19 protein-coding genes are annotated in these 19,709 nt (G+C 38.1%); 17 read left to right on the top strand and 2 right to left on the bottom strand.

Translation table 11 applies throughout. The features are described 5' to 3' along the window. The coding region (locus EM808_RS29835; protein WP_164849636.1) for an IS3 family transposase at nt 1-109 on the top strand (109 nt) is incomplete at its 5' end. Between the two features lie 49 nt (nt 110-158). Here the strand turns inward: EM808_RS29835 and EM808_RS28740 are convergent. Further along, nucleotides 159-308, bottom strand: coding sequence for a hypothetical protein (locus EM808_RS28740; protein WP_164849751.1), 150 nt, complete (start codon nt 306-308; stop codon nt 159-161). Between the two features lie 981 nt (nt 309-1,289). Between EM808_RS28740 and EM808_RS22880 the strand changes: the two genes are divergently transcribed. From EM808_RS22880 to EM808_RS22830, 11 genes are all read left to right on the top strand, one after another. Continuing rightward, nucleotides 1,290-2,525: an SH3 domain-containing protein gene (locus tag EM808_RS22880; RefSeq protein ID WP_127741146.1), complete on the top strand. Its 1,236-nt coding sequence runs from the start codon at nt 1,290-1,292 to the stop codon at nt 2,523-2,525. Between the two features lie 458 nt (nt 2,526-2,983). Then, on the top strand, nt 2,984-3,550 hold the full coding sequence (locus tag EM808_RS22875) for a hypothetical protein (protein WP_127741144.1): 567 nt from the start codon (nt 2,984-2,986) through the stop codon (nt 3,548-3,550). A 14-nt stretch (nt 3,551-3,564) separates the two neighbouring features. Next, on the top strand, nt 3,565-5,901 hold the full coding sequence (locus EM808_RS22870) for a putative bifunctional diguanylate cyclase/phosphodiesterase (RefSeq protein WP_127741142.1): 2,337 nt from the start codon (nt 3,565-3,567) through the stop codon (nt 5,899-5,901). 267 nt (nt 5,902-6,168) lie between these two features. After that, the gene (locus tag EM808_RS22865; protein ID WP_127741140.1) at nt 6,169-7,134 is read left to right on the top strand and encodes an AraC family transcriptional regulator; all 966 of its coding nucleotides are present in this window, start codon (nt 6,169-6,171) and stop codon (nt 7,132-7,134) included. Nucleotides 7,135-7,287: 153 nt separating this feature from the next. Continuing rightward, nucleotides 7,288-8,700, top strand: a complete 1,413-nt coding sequence (gene rhaB, locus EM808_RS22860; RefSeq protein ID WP_127741138.1) for a rhamnulokinase — start codon at nt 7,288-7,290, stop codon at nt 8,698-8,700. A gap of 12 nt (nt 8,701-8,712) precedes the next feature. Next, a complete protein-coding gene (gene rhaA / locus EM808_RS22855) occupies nt 8,713-9,966 on the top strand; it encodes an L-rhamnose isomerase (protein ID WP_127741136.1) in 1,254 nt (417 codons plus the stop codon). Nucleotides 9,967-10,066: 100 nt separating this feature from the next. Then, on the top strand, nt 10,067-10,381 hold the full coding sequence (rhaM, locus tag EM808_RS22850; RefSeq protein ID WP_127741134.1) for an L-rhamnose mutarotase: 315 nt from the start codon (nt 10,067-10,069) through the stop codon (nt 10,379-10,381). A gap of 37 nt (nt 10,382-10,418) precedes the next feature. Next, the gene (locus tag EM808_RS22845; RefSeq protein WP_127741132.1) at nt 10,419-11,741 is read left to right on the top strand and encodes an MFS transporter; all 1,323 of its coding nucleotides are present in this window, start codon (nt 10,419-10,421) and stop codon (nt 11,739-11,741) included. Nucleotides 11,742-11,922: 181 nt separating this feature from the next. Beyond that, the gene (locus tag EM808_RS22840) at nt 11,923-12,684 is read left to right on the top strand and encodes a DeoR/GlpR family DNA-binding transcription regulator (protein ID WP_127741130.1); all 762 of its coding nucleotides are present in this window, start codon (nt 11,923-11,925) and stop codon (nt 12,682-12,684) included. A gap of 188 nt (nt 12,685-12,872) precedes the next feature. Beyond that, nucleotides 12,873-13,709, top strand: coding sequence for a rhamnulose-1-phosphate aldolase (rhaD, locus tag EM808_RS22835; protein WP_127741128.1), 837 nt, complete (start codon nt 12,873-12,875; stop codon nt 13,707-13,709). 57 nt (nt 13,710-13,766) lie between these two features. After that, nucleotides 13,767-14,921 (top strand): iron-containing alcohol dehydrogenase, encoded by a 1,155-nt coding sequence (locus EM808_RS22830; protein WP_127741126.1) that lies wholly within the window; start codon nt 13,767-13,769, stop codon nt 14,919-14,921. An 82-nt stretch (nt 14,922-15,003) separates the two neighbouring features. Here the strand turns inward: EM808_RS22830 and EM808_RS22825 are convergent, their stop codons facing one another. Further along, nucleotides 15,004-15,459 (bottom strand): VanZ family protein, encoded by a 456-nt coding sequence (locus EM808_RS22825; protein WP_127741124.1) that lies wholly within the window; start codon nt 15,457-15,459, stop codon nt 15,004-15,006. Nucleotides 15,460-15,655: 196 nt separating this feature from the next. On the opposite strand from EM808_RS22825, the gene EM808_RS22820 reads away from it, so the two are divergent. From EM808_RS22820 to srlE, 5 genes are all read left to right on the top strand, one after another. Beyond that, nucleotides 15,656-16,093 (top strand): MarR family winged helix-turn-helix transcriptional regulator, encoded by a 438-nt coding sequence (locus EM808_RS22820; protein ID WP_127741122.1) that lies wholly within the window; start codon nt 15,656-15,658, stop codon nt 16,091-16,093. Then, nucleotides 16,086-17,294, top strand: a complete 1,209-nt coding sequence (locus EM808_RS22815; protein ID WP_127741120.1) for an MFS transporter — start codon at nt 16,086-16,088, stop codon at nt 17,292-17,294. Before EM808_RS22820 ends, EM808_RS22815 begins: the two co-directional genes overlap by 8 nt. A 403-nt stretch (nt 17,295-17,697) precedes the next feature. After that, complete coding sequence (locus EM808_RS22810) at nt 17,698-18,123, top strand: transcriptional regulator GutM (RefSeq protein ID WP_127741118.1); 426 nt, start codon at nt 17,698-17,700, stop codon at nt 18,121-18,123. 15 nt (nt 18,124-18,138) lie between these two features. After that, nucleotides 18,139-18,669 carry a PTS glucitol/sorbitol transporter subunit IIC gene (srlA, locus tag EM808_RS22805; protein WP_127741116.1) on the top strand — a complete coding sequence of 177 codons (531 nt, stop codon included), beginning with the start codon at nt 18,139-18,141 and terminating at the stop codon, nt 18,667-18,669. Between the two features lie 15 nt (nt 18,670-18,684). Next, complete coding sequence (srlE, locus tag EM808_RS22800) at nt 18,685-19,704, top strand: PTS glucitol/sorbitol transporter subunit IIB (protein ID WP_127741114.1); 1,020 nt, start codon at nt 18,685-18,687, stop codon at nt 19,702-19,704. Nucleotides 19,705-19,709 lie beyond the last annotated feature (5 nt).

The raw sequence follows: 19,709 nt of genomic DNA, 5'->3' as shown, positions 1-19,709 counted from the left end.
AGAATTCAGTGACTATGTTAACTGGTATAACAAGCTTCGAATCCATGGAACACTAGGTTATGTAAGCCCCATTGACTACAAACAATCGTCCCTTAAAAAAGCTGTTTGATTTAATGTTGACAATCCACATTACCCCTTATCTTTTAGAAGCTGTAATTTTAGGAACTGGCAACCATTGTATTTTCAGTGACATTTTCCGTACTTACTGGTTCCACTTGAGCATGACCTACAGTTGGTAAAAAATTAACTGTTAACATGGCTACCGATAAAGTTGAGATTCTTATTATTTTCAAACTATTATTCTTCACTTTCACAACTCTCCAATCTTTATTCAAACTAAGCGTAACATAATTCCGTTTAAAAGAGATTGAACATTCTGTTAAAATAATCTCTCTTTATGTACTTTATGTCACTAACAAAAACTAGGATTTTTGAGTTTTTTAGTTTTAACTAAGGGAAATAGAAGACGCTTTAGACCCAGCAGGCGAAGACGAGGAGGCTAAGCTTCCTCCCCGCGGAAAGCGCCCAATGATACGAACTAATTTTAAACCCATATTCTATCTAGTACTGCTTCTTTTAAATTTAGTTATAATTTTATTATTCGTATTTAGAAAGGTTATCTTTTGTTTTGTCCCAGCCTCTCCCGAATAAGGTGTGAACAAATGTGAGGAATTGAAAAGTATTTTTCCATTAGAGATTGGCATTAAATTGATCTTATATGTATATCTTGTCAAATTACTACTAAAACAATCATTTATGATGATCCAGGTTAATTAGTTGTGATATTTAAAGACTGATTTGCGTATTGGATTAATAACAAATACACAAGTAATATTTGTAAAAAATTTAAATTTAATCAGCTTTAAACATTTCGAGTCTTATAAATACTCCTCGGTAATAATGTGTACCCGAGTAGACAACATATGTAAAGTGCATCACTATTCAGAGGAATTGTACCTAAAATGTGCAAATAGCTATATTTTAGGATTGAATACAGCGTAAAAAGCATATAAATATAAAAAAGAAAAATATAGAAATTACTAATCCAAAAGTATTATATTGTATAAAATCCGCAAGTGAATATGGTTATGTCTGGAAAAAACGTTCGGTTTTGGTAACTTTCAGTTGGTTCCATGAAGAGAATTGACAGGATGCTGGTAATCTTTGGGCAAAAAGTTATAGGTTGGAATCCTACGTTTATCGCATATATTCTTTTTCCGAGATGACTTATCATAAATATACAAAGCAAACAAGATGCTGATATATATATATTATGGGGGTAATTTTGTATGACAAGCTTAGTAGGAACTGACGGCGAGCTGAAGGTCTTAAGAAAAGAAAAACATATGACCAAACCAGTTTATACTACTAGAATGGAAAAAAGAGAACTGGAAAAAAACCTTTCGAGCTTAGATATTAGAGATGCTTGGAATATTAGAAGTGTTCTTGAAGGTATTAAGGCAAGCTTTATGGAGCATGTTGCTAGTATCAGGAAACTTGTGCAGGAAAGTCCTGCCAAACGGTTGGTGGTAACAGGTATTTTTACTATTTTATTTTCGTTAGGTGCCAGTACTGCATCAGCCTGCATTCAAGAATATACATATGAAGTAAAAAAGAATGAAACAGTTTCCGAAATAGCGAAACAGCACGGAGTTACAGCAGAAGCAATACTTACAGTGAACGGCAATGTATCTAACGGAGATAAAATTCTTCTTCCGAAGGTGCAAGACAAAAAAGTGACTGCGACAGTGCTGAATATTCGCTCAAAAGCAACAACGGACAGCAGTATTATAGGCAAGAAGAAGCAAGGAGAAATTGTTAAGGTATCATTCACGAAAAATGGTTGGGCTGGCATCCTTATTGATGGACGCCTAGCATATGTAAGCGCTGATTATTTGACAGAAGTTAAAGCTACGGCTGATTCTGTCAGTAAGTCCGTTACGAAGTATGTAACAGCAGACACATTAAGAGTAAGATCAAATCCATCCACAAAAGCTGCTGTGATCGGCTCATATAAAGAAGGAGCGAAGGTTACAGTAAAATCAGAAGAAAAAGGCTGGGCACAAATTGAGTATAAAGGGAAAAAGGCTTATATCAGCAGTGCCTATTTAACGAAGACTGCGCCAAGCAGTGAACCAAGTAAAACTGTGACAAAGACAGACAGCAAAACCTATACAATAAAAAAAGGTGACACATTTTATAAAATCAGCAAAAGCTACGGAATTTCTGTTTCCCTTTTACAAGAGGCCAATCCGAAGGTGGATGCAACAAAATTACGAATTGGCCAGGTAATCAATATACCTGCAATAACAGCCTCTGACAGCTTGATAAAGGTTGAAGCAACAATAGGCGGAATTAGTCCAGATGGTACGGTCCGTTTTATAACGACAGATGGTATTACTTATGCAGCAAAAGCGGGAACAGATGGAATCTTAAACAGCTTATACGACAAACAGGGCAAAAAGCTGACATTGACCGTTAAGGCAAAGCGTGGTGAGCAGATGGTGATTACTGCCATCAAATAAGCACAAATAATAAGAGGCTGCCTAAAAGCAGCCTCTTATTATTTGTGAAAATTATGGTAAAGCAAAGCGTCTTAACATACACCAATTTTTAACAATAAAAGTGCAGCAGTAGTTTCAGCATTTTTTGTTACAATGCCATTATTTGCATGGCTGAAAATGCTTGCTGGTATTAGAAAAGTAATTAAATAGAAGACGACTTAAACTGCCAAATGGCAGTTTTTTTCGATAAAAGAAAAAGTTCATAAATAATTTTGCGTATCCAAATAAAGTTAAATATTTCTAAATAGCAGGTAAAAATCACCTACTAAAATGACAGAAGTGGAATGAGTTGGAAATCGTTTTCATTTTGTTGAATTTTTTTGTCTGTTTTTGATACTAGTATGGGTAAAAATAAGTATAATATAGCTTGCATACGTACTTAAAAAATAAAAAAGCTTGATATTTTGGGAGGTAGTAATGTGTATATGAAAGTTGATTCATTTGCATTGCTTAACGAGTTTAATCAAATCTGGATGGAGTGTTGGCTTGAAAAGGGATACGGATTTGAAATGTCTGAAATTCCTGCAGATCGGTTTTTAATTATTGATGCAAAGGACCAAAAGGTAGGAACAATTGAATTTAAACCATATTCCCTCGACCCAGCTAACAACATAAACAGTGTGTTCCCCTTTTACGAGCTTGAGAAGCTGAAAACGTTAAATTTAGACCATGCTATCGAAATTGATAAGGTGGCCATATTAAAGCAGCATCGCGGCAAGAATTTGGAAAGACTGTTATCACTGTTTGTAGAATACTCAGAATCCCGCCAAATAACGCATTGTGTTGTTTTGCTTGAAAGACTGTTTTATAAGGCACTTAAAAACGTTTATAAAATACCACTGGAAACTGTAAGTGAAAAAATATACTATAAAGGAGACTATGTTATACCATCTATCCTTTATCCACAAGGAATATATGAAAACAAGGATAGTTTTTCGTGGTTGATTCAAACAAAAAATACGATAAGAAACCCGATATTAAATTAAGAATGGAGAAATAGATGTACAGTCTCAATACAAAAAGGTTTGCCTATTCCTTTATCGTTTTTTTTATTATGGCAAATATCCTTTGGAATATCATCTTCAGCAGCAATCAGCAGCTACTGGATTGGGGTGGCGTCACCTTCCAACTGTTTGCGTGCAGCGCATCTATTTACTGGATTATATCAACTGGCCTTAAAGCTAAAAACGCAGCAAAAAACTTTTGGCTCCTCCTTGCTTTCGGAGTGCTGGTCTATCTGATCGGTACATTGCTGTGGAGCTATAATCAATTTATTTTGGATGGCAACAGTATTTTTGGTAAATTAGCTGAGAAGTTTTTTATTGTTCAAAATGTGTTTTACTTTTTCTCCTTACTTGTTTTAATTAATCAGATTAAAAGCTCCCTTTTGACGATTCGCTTTTTACTCGACATTTTAATTGCTATGTCAGCAGCGACAACCTTTAGCTGGATATTTTTAATAAGGCCATTGGTTAGTCATAATGAAGATTTAAGCTTTTCTATAACTGAATTAAGTTATCCAATATTAGACCTTATTGTCCTTGTTGGAGTAATTAGCCTTTTTAATACTTCGAAACATGTTTTGTCAAAGCAAACCACTTTTCTTTTAGTTACAGGACTGCTTACCCAAATTATTGCAGATACCATTTTCACCTACCTTAAAGTGATTAATTCTTATTCAGTCGGCAGCATCAATGAACCTTTATGGATTTTGTCCATCCTGCTTATTGGTTTATCAGGGATTTATCAGAAGGATAGCGTTTCGGTTGAGCTACAGACACATGCGGGAATGAGAGCAGAGAACATTTACATTAAGCATATCATCCCGTATTTTGGAGTATTGCTGTTAACTCTGTATTTTACGTATTTGCTTTATGATAAACACCCAGTTTTTCTTGGTTTATCCATAAGCATACTCCTGCTGATAATAAGACAGGTTTTTACATTGCTCGAAAATGATCGGTTAGTCGAGGATTTGAATAAGCTGAATGAAGGTCTGGAACAAAAGGTAAAGGAAAGGACAGATAAGCTTGTTGAGATAATCAATTCAATGGAGTACCTAGCTTTTCACGATGTTGTTACAGGACTGCCAAATCGCCGTTATATGGAGAAGCGGCTTTCTCAAGCATTGGAAAACAACAGTCCAGGCAAAAAGCTTGCTTTTATGCTTTTGGATTTAGACCGGTTTAAACATATTAATGATAGTCTTGGCCATTCATATGGAGACTTGCTTCTTAAAGAGGTAGGGGAAAGGCTCGCATCAAGCATTAATCAAAATGGGGTTGTCTTTAGAATTGGCGGTGATGAATATGCACTGCTGATTGAGAATACAGACATCTGCCAAATAGAAGAGCTAGCTAAAACGATTCTTAGGAGAACAAGAGAGTCTTATATTATTAATGGTGTAGAATTAAATGTTACCCCAAGTATAGGCATCGCCATGTACCCTGATCACGGCAGTGACTTGGATGCACTGTTGATGAAAGCAGATACTGCCATGTACAAAGTAAAAGAAAATGGCAAGGATCATTTTAAAATATACAATTGTGATATGAGTATGAAATCCATTATGGAGCTAGAACGCTCAATTCGAAAAGGTATTGAACGAAAGGAATTCATCCTTCATTACCAGCCGCAAATTTCCATAGATACTGGTGAGATTGTCGGAGTAGAGGCATTGGTTCGCTGGGAAAGACCTGGAAGTGGTTTAGTGCCGCCTGGTGAATTTATTCCGATTGCAGAAGAAACAGGCCTCATTTTACCAATAGGCGAATGCATATTATGGGAAGCCTGCAGACAATCTGTTAGCTGGCAGGAAAAGGGGTACTCCGATTTACGGATCGCAGTAAATATCTCCTCCCTGCAATTCCAACAAGAGAATTTTGTTAATATGGTAAAGGCAATCATCCATGAAACCGGAGCAAATCCAAAAAATATTGAATTGGAAATAACGGAAAGCATTGCGATGGGGCCAATTGAACAAAATATGTCCAAGCTTGCTAGTCTCAAAGAAATGGGCTTCAATATAGCTATTGATGATTTCGGAACAGGTTATTCTTCGCTTCATTATTTAAGCAAGTTCCAGATTGATAGGCTGAAAATTGATCGCTCCTTTATTACATCATTGGAAAAAAGCGAAAAGGATACGGCAATTGTCCGCATGATTGTCATGATGTCAAAAGCATTAAACGTAAAGGTTATTGCAGAAGGAGTAGAGGACGAACACCAAAAAGCATTCCTCACAGAAGTGAAATGTGATGAACTACAAGGCTATTTATTCAGCCGGCCACTTAATGTGGAGGATTGTGAAAAACTTCTATCTGAAAATGCTTCCTAAACAACTTGCGAATAAACAAATCAGAAAAGACCAAGCGTATTGCTTGGTCTTTTTATTGTTATAATTCTACTAAATTTCAGGGTTATTCATTTTTAGGAGTGAGTCTCTATTCTTCATTAAAGATATTAATAAGAGCTCACAACTTAAAAAGTTTTAACCACTTCCTGTTTTAAATAATAAAACGTTTTCATTTTCTAGTTGCCTTATCTTTAAGATTGTTAGTAAGATAGAAAGGAAGACCTTAGTCTTGAAGTGGGGGGGATTTAGTTGGACGCACTCCTTTTAAAGCAGTTGATGGAACTGACAGAGGAAGAAATTGAAATATTATCACAGGAAAAAAAGGTCAGGAAGGATCTTTACACGAGCCAGCGCCACTTTATTATCGAAAGTGAAAAATTTCTTGATAAAAACAAAATGATAACGGTAAGGAAGCATACTAGATTTATTGACTTTCCGAAGCATAGGCATAACTATATTGAAATAAATTACGTCGTAAAAGGCAAACTAAAGCAAAAGGTGGATAACGATTCTATCACATTGAAAAAAGGCGAGCTGCTTTTTTTAAATCAGCATATTGAGCATGAAATAGAGGCTTGTGGGGATGATGATCTGATAATCAACTTCATCATCCAGCCGCTCTTTTTTCAATTTATTTTTCAATATTTAAATGGTGAAAACATCATTACGGAATTTCTCATTAACAGCTTGTTCAATCATACTCAAAATGGACAATATTTATATTATTCCGTGTCAGAAGTCGAAGAGATTCAGGAGCTAGTCGAAAAAATTATCAAAGAAGAAACAGACGGCTCTCTTATGGCAGAATCAAAGATGAAGCTATACATGGGGCTTCTCTTAATTGAGCTGGTGAAAAATACAGATAAAATAACGAAAAATCAGTCCGCCTCCTCTCAACATTTTATCGTGGTTGAATCATTGAAATATATTGAGGAGCATTATAGAAATGGAACATTGCAGGAGCTTGCACAGCACTTGCTGCAATCAAGCTCAAGCTTAAGTAAAAACATAAAAAAGGCAACTGGGTTTACTTTTAAGGATTTAATACAGGAAAAACGCTTAATGAAAGCAAAGGAACTGTTAGAAACAACAGACTTTTCTGTACGGACAGTTGTGGAGGAAGTGGGCTATGATAATATCAGCTACTTTTATCGGATTTTCAAAGAAAAATATAAAAAAACACCGAAAGAATTAAGAAAAGAACTGGTAAAATAGCGATTTTTGCCAGTTTTTTTTTGCGTCTTTTGGAGGAGCTAAGGAATTTAAGGACAACAAATAAGAAAAATAACGTTATTTTTTTATGCGTTTACATTCTTTAGAATAAGGATTAGGAAACGTTTTCAATTGGAACTCAAGGAGAGGTAGAAAATGAACAAATATGTTTTGGCTGTTGACATTGGAGCCTCAAGTGGACGGCTGATGCTCGGTTCCATACATGAAGGAAAACTCGTGTTGGATGAACTGCACCGCTTTTCAAACAGCATTGTCAAAAAAGGACAATATTATTGTTGGGATTTACATAAGCTGTTTGTCGAAATAAAGCAAGGGATAAAAAAATGCCAGGACGTACAAGTTAGGCCAGAAAGTATCGGGATTGATACATGGGCAGTGGACTTTGTGCTCCTTGATGAAAATGGAAATTTGTTGACAGAGGCTGTTTCTTACAGGGATGACAGAACAGATGGTGTGATGGAGGAAGTTTTCCAGAAAATCATCAAGGAAAGAATTTATTTAGAAACGGGAATTCAATTTCAAAAATTCAATACGATTTACCAGCTTTGCGCATTAAAGAAATCAAATCCAGAGAGCCTTGATAAAGCAGACAAGTTTTTAATGGTACCTGATTACTTTCACTATTTGCTGACAGGAAAAGCAGTGAATGAATATACGAATGCAACATCGACACAGCTAGTTAATGCGTTTACGAAAAAGTGGGATAAGCAGCTGCTTGATGCTGTTTCCATCAAGCCAGAAATGTTCCAGGATATTAAGATGCCAGGCACTATTTTAGGTGACGTTAAAGAGGAGCTTGCTGAGGAATTCGGGTTCAACTTAAAAGTAGTTTTGCCAGCAACACATGATACTGCTTCAGCTGTTATTTCTGTACCTGAGCATGATGAGACGATTTACATCAGTTCCGGAACATGGTCACTTATCGGTGTTGAAAACAAATTTCCTATCTGTGTAACAAAAGCATTGGATTACAACTTCACGAATGAAGGCGGCATTGATTACCGCTTCCGATTTTTGAAGAACATTATGGGATTATGGATGATTCAGGAGGTGCGGCGAAACTACGATAATGAATACTCATTTGCAGATTTCGTTGAGCTTGCAAAAGCAGCAAAAAACTTTCAATCCATTGTCAATGTTAATGATGACCGCTTCTTAAATCCAGACAACATGATTATTGCGATTCAGAACTATTGTGCAGAAACTAATCAGGAAATTCCAGTAACTCCAGGTGAGGTTGCCAAATGTGTTTATGACAGTTTAGTTGAATGCTATGTTGCAGCTATTGATGAAATTGAAGAGATTTTCGAAAAGAAATTTACAAAGATTAATATAATCGGCGGAGGCTGTCAAAATGAACTGCTGAACCAACTGATTGCTGATGCAACAAAAAAGCAAGTGTTTGCAGGCCCTGTTGAAGCAACAGCCGTTGGGAATATCGTTTCCCAATTGATTGCATTAGGTGAAATAAAGGATGTACACGAAGCAAGGAAATTAATTAAACATTCCTTTGATGTGAAAGGATACGAAGCAGCACAACCAATATGAGGAGGCTAAAATATGTCTGTCAAAGAAAGCTTTGAAGCAGCAAAAAAACAATATGAGCAATGGGGAGTAGACGTGGAGGCAGCTTTACAAAAATTGCAGCAAATCCCGATTTCCATCCATTGCTGGCAGGGGGATGACATTGGCGGATTTGAAGCAAATCCGAGTGAATTATCAGGGGGTATTGATGTTACCGGTAATTATCCTGGTAAAGCAACAACGCCAGAACAACTGCGCAGCGATTTGGAAATGGCGTTATCTCTCATCCCTGGGAAGCATAGAGTCAATTTACACGCAATTTATGCAGAGACGAATGGTGAGGTAGTGGAAAGGGATGAAATTGAACCAAAGCATTTTGAAAATTGGGTAGCATGGGCAAAGCAGCATGGCTTAGGTCTGGACTTTAACCCAACATTATTTTCACACGCAAAAGCGGAGGACGGACTGACACTTTCCCATCCAGACGAAAGTATTCGCGAGTTTTGGATCAAGCATTGCATTAAAAGCAGAAAAATCGCAGAATACTTTGGCAAAGAACTAGGTACACCTGCTTTAACAAATATATGGATTCCAGATGGCTATAAAGACATTCCATCAGACAGACTCACACCACGTATTCGTTTAAAGGAGTCTCTCGATAAAATTTATGCAGTAGAAACCGATGAGCACTATAATCTCGATGCAGTGGAAAGTAAAGTGTTTGGGATTGGTTCAGAATCGTATGTTGTCGGCTCCCACGAATTTTATTTAGGGTACAGCTTAAAGAACAATAAGCTTTGTTTAATGGATACAGGACATTATCATCCAACAGAGACCGTATCAAACAAAATATCCTCAATGCTGCTGTTTTCAGATAAATTGGCTCTTCATGTTTCTAGACCAGTAAGATGGGATAGTGATCATGTTGTTATCCTTGATGATGAGTTAAAAGAAATCGGTCTGGAAATTGTTCGCAATGATGCAACAGACAAAGTGCTGATTGGTCTTGATTTCTTTGACGCTAGCATCAATCGGGTTGCTGCTTGGACAATTGGTACACGAAATATGATTAAAGCTCTGTTACATGCGCTATTATTGCCGAATGCAAAATTAAAACAGCTGCAAGAGGAAGGTAATTTTACCGAAAGATTAGCATTAATGGAGGAATTTAAAACATATCCATTTGGCGCTGTTTGGGATTTTTATTGTGAACAAATGGGTGTCCCTGTTAGAGAAACATGGCTGGAAAATGTGAAAACCTATGAACAGGAAGTATTGTTAAAGCGCTAATTAAATGCCTTCCCCTAAGGGGGAAGGGCTTATAAAAAAAACTGCTATATATATAATCTAACAACAAAATGAAAACCTTTACATAATAGGAGGTAATACGATGATTCGCAAAGGTTTTATCATGAATGTCAATCCAGATAAGCATGCTGAATACGAGCAGCGTCATAATGAAATTTGGCCAGAGCTCATAGACGCTCTACGCGAACATGGAGCAAGCAATTATTCGATTTTCCTTGATCAAGACACAAGCAAATTGTTCGGCTATGTAGAAATAGAGGATGAAGATAAATGGAGCAAGATGCCCACAACAGCTATTAATCAAAAATGGTGGGAATTTATGGAGCCGTTGATGGAAACAAATGCAGACAACAGTCCTGTCACTATTCCATTAAAAGAAGTTTTTCATATGGACTAACCACTTATAATCGTAAAAGTTAAAGGAGAGAGAGAGAATGGCAAAAACGAAGAAATTTGCGGCGAAAAATGTCACAGGCTGGAAAGCCACGATTGCTGTCGCAATGGCCAACTATATCGAAGCAGGCTCCATCATCGCAGCAGCGAGCAGCTTAACATTATGGCAGGCATACTTAAATATTGACAGTATGGGTGTAGGACTTTTAAGTGCATTGAGTGCAAACGCTTTTGGTGCTGCGATTGGCGCATTAATTGGCGGGCCATTAACAGATAAATTTGGACGAAAGTTCATCTTCAGCTATGATTTGCTTGTCTATATGATTGGTGTTGCCCTTATAGCAGCATCTGTCAATTTTCCGATGCTGCTTATCGGAACGATTATTACCGGTTTGGCAGTTGGTGCAGGCGTTCCTGTTTCATGGACATATATTGCAGAGGAATCACCACAGGACAAACGGGCAGCACATGTTGGAACAGCTCAAATGGCCTGGTCTATCGGTCCGACATTAACGTTTGTGTTAGCTGTAGTACTTGCCCCAATGGGCTTAGCTGGTTCAAGAATTATATTCCTTCACTTGCTAGTCATTGCATTTGTAACATGGTATATACGCCGAGGCTTGGATGAGTCAAAAATTTGGGAAGAACAGCAGGAAAAGGAAAAGGCGGAAGCATTACAAGGCAAAGTAAAAACGAATGTCTTAAAAGAATTGTTTACATTAAAAGCAAATCGCAGTGCGTTAGTGCTATTGATTGGTATCTATTTATTCTGGAATTTAACAGCAGGAGCAATGGGTTATTTCATGCCATATATTTATGAAAATGTCGGTGGGTTAAGCACAGGGCAAGCCAACTTACTGCAAGCATTCCTTTGGTTGTTTACTGTCTTAACTACGTATTTCTTGTTTATGAAGCTCGGTGATAAAGTCAGCCGGAAGGCCTTATTTGGAATCGGAGCTGGTATGGGACTTGTTGCGTGGCTTATCCTCACCTTCATGCCAATGACATGGCCGACACTCATCGCCTTTGTCATCCTGTGGGGAGCAGCAGCAGGTATAGGTGCTCAAGCCTTTTACGCATTATGGACAAGTGAGCTTTTCCCGACAAAATATCGTGCAAGCGCACAAGGATTAATGTACTTTATCGTCAGAACAGGGATTGCTGTCTGGTCGTTTATATTGCCATTATTAATGGACACATTAGGTTTTACGGTTGCAGGTATTGTTATGATTATTTTCCTTGCGATTCATATGGTGATTGGCATTATCCTCGCCCCGAATACAAGAGGAAAAACACTGCAGCAAATTGAAAAAGAGCGCTACGGTGACGATTTAAATCAACATTCGGTTCATAAAACGGTTTAAGTATTAGATGGATTGGTGCATTAGTTTTCTAACTGATGCACCTATTTTGTCCCTTTGTATTAATTAGCTAAGATTTATGTTTTATATGAAAAACTACCCAATTATGATATAGTGAAAATACAAAATCAAAGGTAAACCCAACTAAACAAAAAGTCGGTTATAGAAGAGAGGGAGATTTTAGTTGCTTGTTGCAGAGAGACGAAGAAAAATCGTCGAATTAGTTAATGAAAGATTAAGCATTCGCGTTTCGGAATTAAGCGACATTTTTTCCGTAACAGAAGAAACAATTAGAAGAGATTTAGAAAAGCTGGAACAGGATCAGCTTTTAAGCAGGAGTCATGGTGGTGCTGTCAGCATCGAAAAAGAAGCGACAGACGTCCCCTTTGTGGTAAGGGAAATCACTAATTCTGATGAGAAAAAAGCTATCGCAGCTGAAGCGGTCAAATGGATTGAACCAGGTGAGCAAATTGTCTTGGATGCTAGCACAACAGCGTGGTATATGGCTCAGGAATTGCCAGATATGCCGTTGACAGTGATTACAAATTCAATCAAAGTGGCGTTAGAGCTCAGCAAAAAGGAACAAATTAAAGTAATCTCAACTGGCGGAATGCTGCTTGCGAATTCGTTATCCTATGTTGGTCCGTTATCTGAACGATCTTTAGACAGCTACTATGTCAACAAACTGTTTCTGTCATGTAAGGGAGTCCATCTTTCCGGGTTAAGTGATTCCAATGAGTGGCAAGCAATCTTAAAAAAGAAAATGATGGATATTGCCTCACAAGTGATACTGCTTGCTGATTCAAGTAAATTTGGTGTTAAGACATTTGCTCATATTTCGGAATTGACAAGAATTCATCACGTTATTTCTGATTCCAATATTCCTGCTGAATTTCATAAAGAGCTGCAAGAAAAAGCAATTCCCGTTACGATCGTAAAAATCTAGAAACCCAAGAATAAGAGGGTTTCTTTTTTTTAGACATAAAATGTTCATAAACAAAAGGAAAAATGTCTGTTTTCTTTTGTTTGTCATTGACTTGTATTTGGTATCCAATTATGATGAAGGTGTAAACAACAACTATGAAAACAATAAGATTGTTCATGAAGAGTTTAATAGAATAGGAGAGTGTCAGCATGCCTACAAAGCTGCAAAGGAAGAGCGTAGAAGAGGCCCCTTTTCTCAAGGAAATGCGCAATACAGCCTATAATATGTGGAGAATGGGTTGGGATGAAAGAAATGGCGGTAATATAAGTTATTTGCTGCAAAAAGAGGAGGTAAGTCCATACTTGGACGAGGAGCAGATAATCCGTTCTATTCCCATTCAGACACCTGCAAAAGAGCTCGAAGGTAAGCTTTTTATTGTAACTGGCTCTGGCAAGTATTTTAGAAATGCCAAAAAAGACCCTCGTAACACCTTTGGAATTATTAAGGTTGGAAGAAACGGCGAGAGTATTGATTTGCTTTGGGGACTTGAGGATGGCTCTTTGCCGACAAGTGAGCTTCCAGCCCATTTTAAAAGTCATATAGAAAGACGGAAGCTAGACAGTAACCATCGTGTCATCATTCATAACCATGCGACTAACCTGCTTGCGATGACCTTTATGCATGAATTGGATGAAGCAAAGTTTACAAAAACTCTCTGGCAGATGTGTACAGAATGCATTGTCGTGTTCCCTGATGGAATCGGCATATTACCATGGTTGATTCCCGGAACAGAAGAAATCGGCCAAAAAACAGCTGAAAAAATGCAGGAGAACCGACTCGTTCTTTGGCCGCATCATGGAATCTTCGGTGCTGGCACGACGATTGACGAAGCGTTTGGTTTAATCGAAACGGCTGAAAAAGCAGCGCAAATTTATACAATCATTGGAGATCCTGCAAGGATAAAACAAACCATTACAGACAAGGAGCTTGCTGATTTGGCTAAAGCATTCCACGTTCAGCCCCGTAAAGGCATAATCAATGTCTAATTAGTTTTGGCTTGAGTAATCTTGTGAAATACTGAACAATAACAGGAGGTTATAAAAATGTCTTCACATGTTTTATATGTTCCAAGCACTAATTTAATAGGAAGAGACTGTTTAAAGCAAGCAGGCCCCTATTTAAAACAGCTTCAGTTTACGAAAGCTCTGCTTGTAACAGACAAGGTTTTGATGAGCAATGGGATTGTCGCAAAAGTGGTAAAGCTTTTAGAGGAAAATGATATTGGTTATATTCTGTACGATGAAGTAAAGCCAAACCCGACTGTAGCAAATTGTTTGAACGGCTTGCAGGTATTTCGCGAAAACAATTGTGATTCCATCGTGTCTGTTGGCGGCGGTTCACCGCAAGATGCGGCGAAAGCGATCGGTCTTCTGGCCACAAATGACGGAGATTTAAAATCATTCGAAGGTGTCGGGAAAACAATTCATAAATCAGTCCCAATCGCAGCCATAAACACAACAGCAGGAACTTCAAGCGAGTATACGATTAACTATGTTATTACAGATGAAGAAAGACAAGTGAAAATGGTGATGGTTGATAAGAACAGCCTTGCAGCAATATCGATTAATGATCCGGAACTAATGACAGCAAAACCGAAGGACTTAACAGCAGCAACTGGAATGGATGCCTTGACACATGCAATAGAAGCAATTGTAACTCCAGGAGCTTACAAGGTAACAGATGCTGCTGCATTAGCGGCTGTCGAAATTATTTTTGAATATTTATTACCATTTGCGGTGCAAGATGGAGAGAATATAGAAGCGCGAGAACAGATGGTTTTTGCCATGTTTCTTGCAGGCGTGGCCTTCAATAATGCTGGTCTTGGCTTTGTTCACGCAATGGCCCATCAGCTTGGCGGAGTATATGATTTGCCCCATGGCGTTTGTAATGCCATGCTCCTGCCAATTGTGGAAAGAGAAAATGCACAACGTGATCCAAGCAAATTCCCTCGGATTGCCAAGGCAATTGGGATGAAAACAGAAGGGAAAACAGCGATTTCATGTGCAGAGGAAGTAATCGAAGCAATCAAGCAGCTAAGCGGCATTGTCGGAATTCCATCCAATTTGTCGGAGCTCGGTGTAACAGATGTTGATGTTGAAAAACTAGCCCGATTTGCCCTCGTTGACGCATGTGCGGCCGGAAATCCTTTTCAGCCGACAAAAGAGGAAGTAATTGCCATGTATCAGGAAATTCTCTAAAAAACTGACTCAAGTGGTCGCTGTATGGGACCATTCTGAGTCAGTTTTTTTATTCCTTATAATTTCCTTTTTATCTATGTATTTAAGTCAATTTCTTTTGCCTTTTGATAAGTGGATAAGCAAGCAGTCTCCAACAGATATAACCACAAAGCCCTCCAATTGTATTGAGAATTACATCGTCCACATCACATGCACCAACTTTACCTATAAGCTGAAGCAGTTCAACAGATATGGATAAAAGCAAGGAACAGATGAAGCTATATTTCCAATGACGGAATCTGCGAAAGAGGAGCGGAAGGAAAAAGCCAAGTGGTACAAAAGCAAGGATGTTACCAAACAGGTTATTTGTCATCATGGCTAAATGAAAAGGACCGAGTTCCCTTATGTCCAATAATATACTCGCAAATGGGATGAAATTATAGGATATCTCGCCTTTAACAGCATGTCTGTAACTAGAAAAGAATAAAAGATATAACAATATAAGTAGATAGAAAGTAAAAAAAAGATACCCTGCCCATGTAGAAAAACGTCGAACCATATGTAATCTCCTTTTTTTGTAAAACAATAAAATGGAAGCTGTATTTTCCGAACATTATATAAAAATTATCAGAAATTGTACATAAAAATCACTAAAAGTAAGTGTAAACCTATTGCCGGATTGTTCAGTTCTTGATATAGTTACTTAGGTAACTAATTTTTCGTATCTAATTTTACGTTAGGAGCATGCCCGTCTTATGAATGATGTTCATGAATTATTTCACTCTGTTCAACAGCTTGCCAGACAAATGACAAAGGCATTGAACGATGCACTTCAACCGTTCGATATATACAGTTCCCAATGGACCGTGTTGTTTTTACTTAAAACGAAAGGCTCTATGACGCAAAAGGAAATTTCCGATTATTTAGCGATTGAAGCACCGCCAATCACAAGGACGGTCCAAAAATTGGTAGCAAACGGATATGTAAGACAAGTGAAAGGAATTGACAAACGAACAAAAAGGATTGAGCTGACGGAAAAGGCACTGGAGAAATACCCAGAATGGGAAAAGGCAGTATTGCAAATGAACCAGGAGCTGATTCAGCCATTAACCTCTGCTTCTAAAGAACAATTATTATTATTGATTTCCGATTGGAATCAGCAATTAGCAATTAGGGGGAAGGAATTTGAGTAAGGAAGCACTTTGGACGAAAAGCTTTATTAATATTTGGGTTAGTAACTTTTTTTTATTTTTGACGTTTTATTTTTTGATGGTTTCCCTGCCCGTTTATGCCATTCATGAACTGCACGGAAAGCAGTCAAGCGCAGGACTTATTACGACAATGTTCTTGCTGACCGCAATCGTAATTAGGCCATTTGCCGGAAAGCTAATGCAAAAGTACGGGAAGAAAACATTGCTTGTCCTGTCATTGGCGATTTTCTTTATTGTGGCGCTTTTTTATTTTTTACCACACTCTGTCGGGAGCCTGTTAATTGTTCGCGCATTTCATGGAATCGGATTTGGAATGGCAACTACCGCAACAGGAACAATCGTGGCAGATATTATTCCAAACTCCAGAAGAGGAGAAGGAATGGGTTATTATTCCATGTCAATGAATCTTGCGATGGTCGCGGGACCATTTCTTGGATTGATGGCCATAAACTCATGGGGATCTAACACCCTCTTTTTAATGGCAGTCATTTTTGCTGTTATGGCAATTTTCACTGGTTTATTTATTAAGCTGCCAAAAACAGAACATACAGTACCTGTACAAGGGGAAGAGAAAAAGACTGCCAAGCTTGGTGGAATTCTTGAGCCATCTGCTATTCCAATCAGCATTGTTGCTGCACTATTTGGGATTGTCTATTCATCGATTCTTTCCTTCGTATCTGTATATGCAGACGGAAAAGGCCTCGAGAGCGTTTCCGGGTATTTCTTTGTTGTGTATGCGGTAGTCATGCTGATGGGAAGACCATTTGCTGGTCGTTGGTTTGACCGATATGGAGCAAATGTTATCATTTATCCGTGTATTCTGCTATTTGCTATCGGCATGTTGACATTAAGTAATGTTAACACAGCATTTTTATTCTTATTTGCAGCAGCATTAATTGGCTTAGGCTATGGAACTTTATTCCCAAGCTTCCAGACAATCGCCATTCAAAAGGCTGCACCTGAAAAACGTGGCTTGGCAACAGCAACCTTCCTGTCATTATTCGACAGCGGTATCGGAATTGGATCCTTTTTGGTTGGATTTGTCGGAGATATGATCGGCTTCGGTTCTTTATATTTCTACAGCAGTTTCTATATTCTGCTTGCACTTGTCGTTTATTACTTCCTGCACGGCAAAGCAGCAAGAAAATCTAAGTTAATCAACGATGTGCCAAAAGCGAGCTAAAACAAAACTAGAAAAACTTGAGAGGAATAACTCCTTTCAAGTTTTTTTGTATAGAGTCACAGAGGTGAGTTTTTTGCTCCATTGTGCTGCAACTACAAGCTAGTAATAGATAGGCTAAAGACAGAAACAGAAACGTGCAAGTATCCGGAAAAAGTCCATTTGGTTACAAATCAGATGAAAGGAAGTTAATTAAAAATTTATTATTTTGAATATTGACAAATATATGAACGGTGATTATCCTTATGGTATAACAAATGTTAAGGCCTGTAACAAATGTGATAATACCAATCCGACGTTATCAATGTGACATATGTGACGGTCTTACTAGCACTACTAAATGAAAGCGTTATTATACAAGAAGGGAGCAAGTATGTAGATTCCAAAGAGGAAAAGGAGCGATGATATGCAGCTAGCTTTTATACTTTGTCTGATTCTTATTGTTCAATATCTTTTATCACTGTATCAAATTAAGCAGTATAAAATTAAAATTGATAAAATTGTTAGCGGTTACAAAGGAGAAGATGGCTATTTTATGTTCTCAGGAATGACAAGGGGGAAGCTTAAACACGGAGCAATTGCCGTACTAGTTGTAGATAGTAATTATATTATTCATGAGTGTCACTTGCTAAAGGGAATGTCTGTTTTAACTAAATTTAAGCCAATTGAAAAGTATAAAGGCAGACATGTCGGGGAAATTGTCAGCAGCATCAACGATGAGATTCCTATAAAAGGCAAAAGCAAGCTACCTTCCAATAGCAAGGCGTTATTGCAAGCGAGTGAAAATGCGTTATTAACAATAGCAAAGAAAAAAGTGTCTTTGGGAGTATAAAAAGGGGGCAAATAAATGGAATGGATTAAATGGTTAGGTGAGCATTTTATCGGGATGTTCCAGGCTGGCGGAGAAACGTTCATGGGCTTAGTTACAGGTATTGTGCCTACACTTGTTGTGTTACTAACATTTACGTATGCGATGATGAAATTCGTCGGGGAAGAAAGAGTCACAAGAATTATTCAATTTGCAGCAAAATATACTATCCTTCGTTATACATTGATGCCAATCCTTTCACTGCTGATGTTAACAAACCCCATGGCATACACTTTCGGTCGTTTTTTACCAGAAAAGCAAAAACCTGCATTTTATGATTCTGCAGTATCCTTCGTTCATCCGGTCACAGGCCTGTTTCCTTATGCTAACGCTGGTGAGCTGTTTGTCTATTTAGGGATTGCAAACGGAATTCAAGAATTAGGCTTACCCATTGCAGATCTTGCGGTCCGTTACTTTATTGTCGGTATTGTTGTTATTTTAGTTCGTGGTATTGTGACAGAAATTATTACGAAATATTTAGCAAAAAAAGATGGCACGGACTTAGTATAGGAAGGGGAGAATCAGATGACTTATCGTGGTGTTTTCGTAGCAAAAGGCTCAGGTGGCTGGGGTGTAGGTCTTTATGTGGAGCCAAACTCCAAAAAGAATAAAGTCGTATCCATAACAGGAGGAGGAATCCATCCAGTTGCCGCCAAAATAGCGGAATTAACTGGTGCTGAAGCAGTAGATGGATTTAAAGGCTCTTATCCTGAAGAGGAAATGGCATGTGTTGTAATTGATTGCGGTGGTACGGCTCGAATCGGTGTTTATCCGATGAAGCGCATATTAACAGTCGACGTACTTCCATCATCTCCATCAGGTCCCCTTTCAAAATATATTACAGATGATATCTTTGTATCAGGTGTAACACCAAAAGACATTTCACTATCAGAAAGCTTCACTCAACCTGCGAGCGCACAAGAGGCTGCAGAAGAACCAAAATTTAATCCAACAAATAAACAGAAATTTAAAGAAGACTATGCCGAGTTGAAAAAAGAGGTAGCAAGCCAGCAAAAAGACAATATTTTGCTGCGATTCTCGAAAGGAATTGGCAATGTCACAGGAACATTTTATCAGGCTGGCCGTGACACGATGGATATCCTTTTGAAAAATATTCTGCCATTTATGGCCTTTGTGAGTATGTTAATGGGAATTATTAACTATACAGGAGTTGGAGATTGGATTGCCCAAGCGCTGACTCCTCTAGCAGGTTCATTAGGTGGGCTGCTTGTCATTGCTGTTGTCTGTACATTGCCGTTTCTATCCCCAGTTTTAGGACCAGGTGCAGTTATTGCCCAGGTTATCGGGGTATTAATCGGCTCCCAAATTGCATTAGGAAATATACCTCCCCAATTTGCGTTACCTGCATTGTTTGCGATTAACGGCCAGGTAGGCTGTGATTTTATTCCGGTAGGTCTATCGCTTGGAGAGGCTAAGCCAGAAACGGTGCGTTATGGTGTTCCTGCGATTCTTTACAGCCGTTTAATCACAGGTGTTGTATCTGTTATCATCGCTTATTTTGCGAGTTTTGGTATGTATTCATAAGCAGA

Origin of the sequence: Niallia taxi (assembly GCF_004005475.1) — a bacterium.
In the GTDB taxonomy this organism is placed as follows: Bacteria; Bacillota; Bacilli; order Bacillales; family Cytobacillaceae; genus Niallia; species Niallia taxi.
This window is presented reverse-complemented; position numbering and strand designations above follow the sequence as displayed.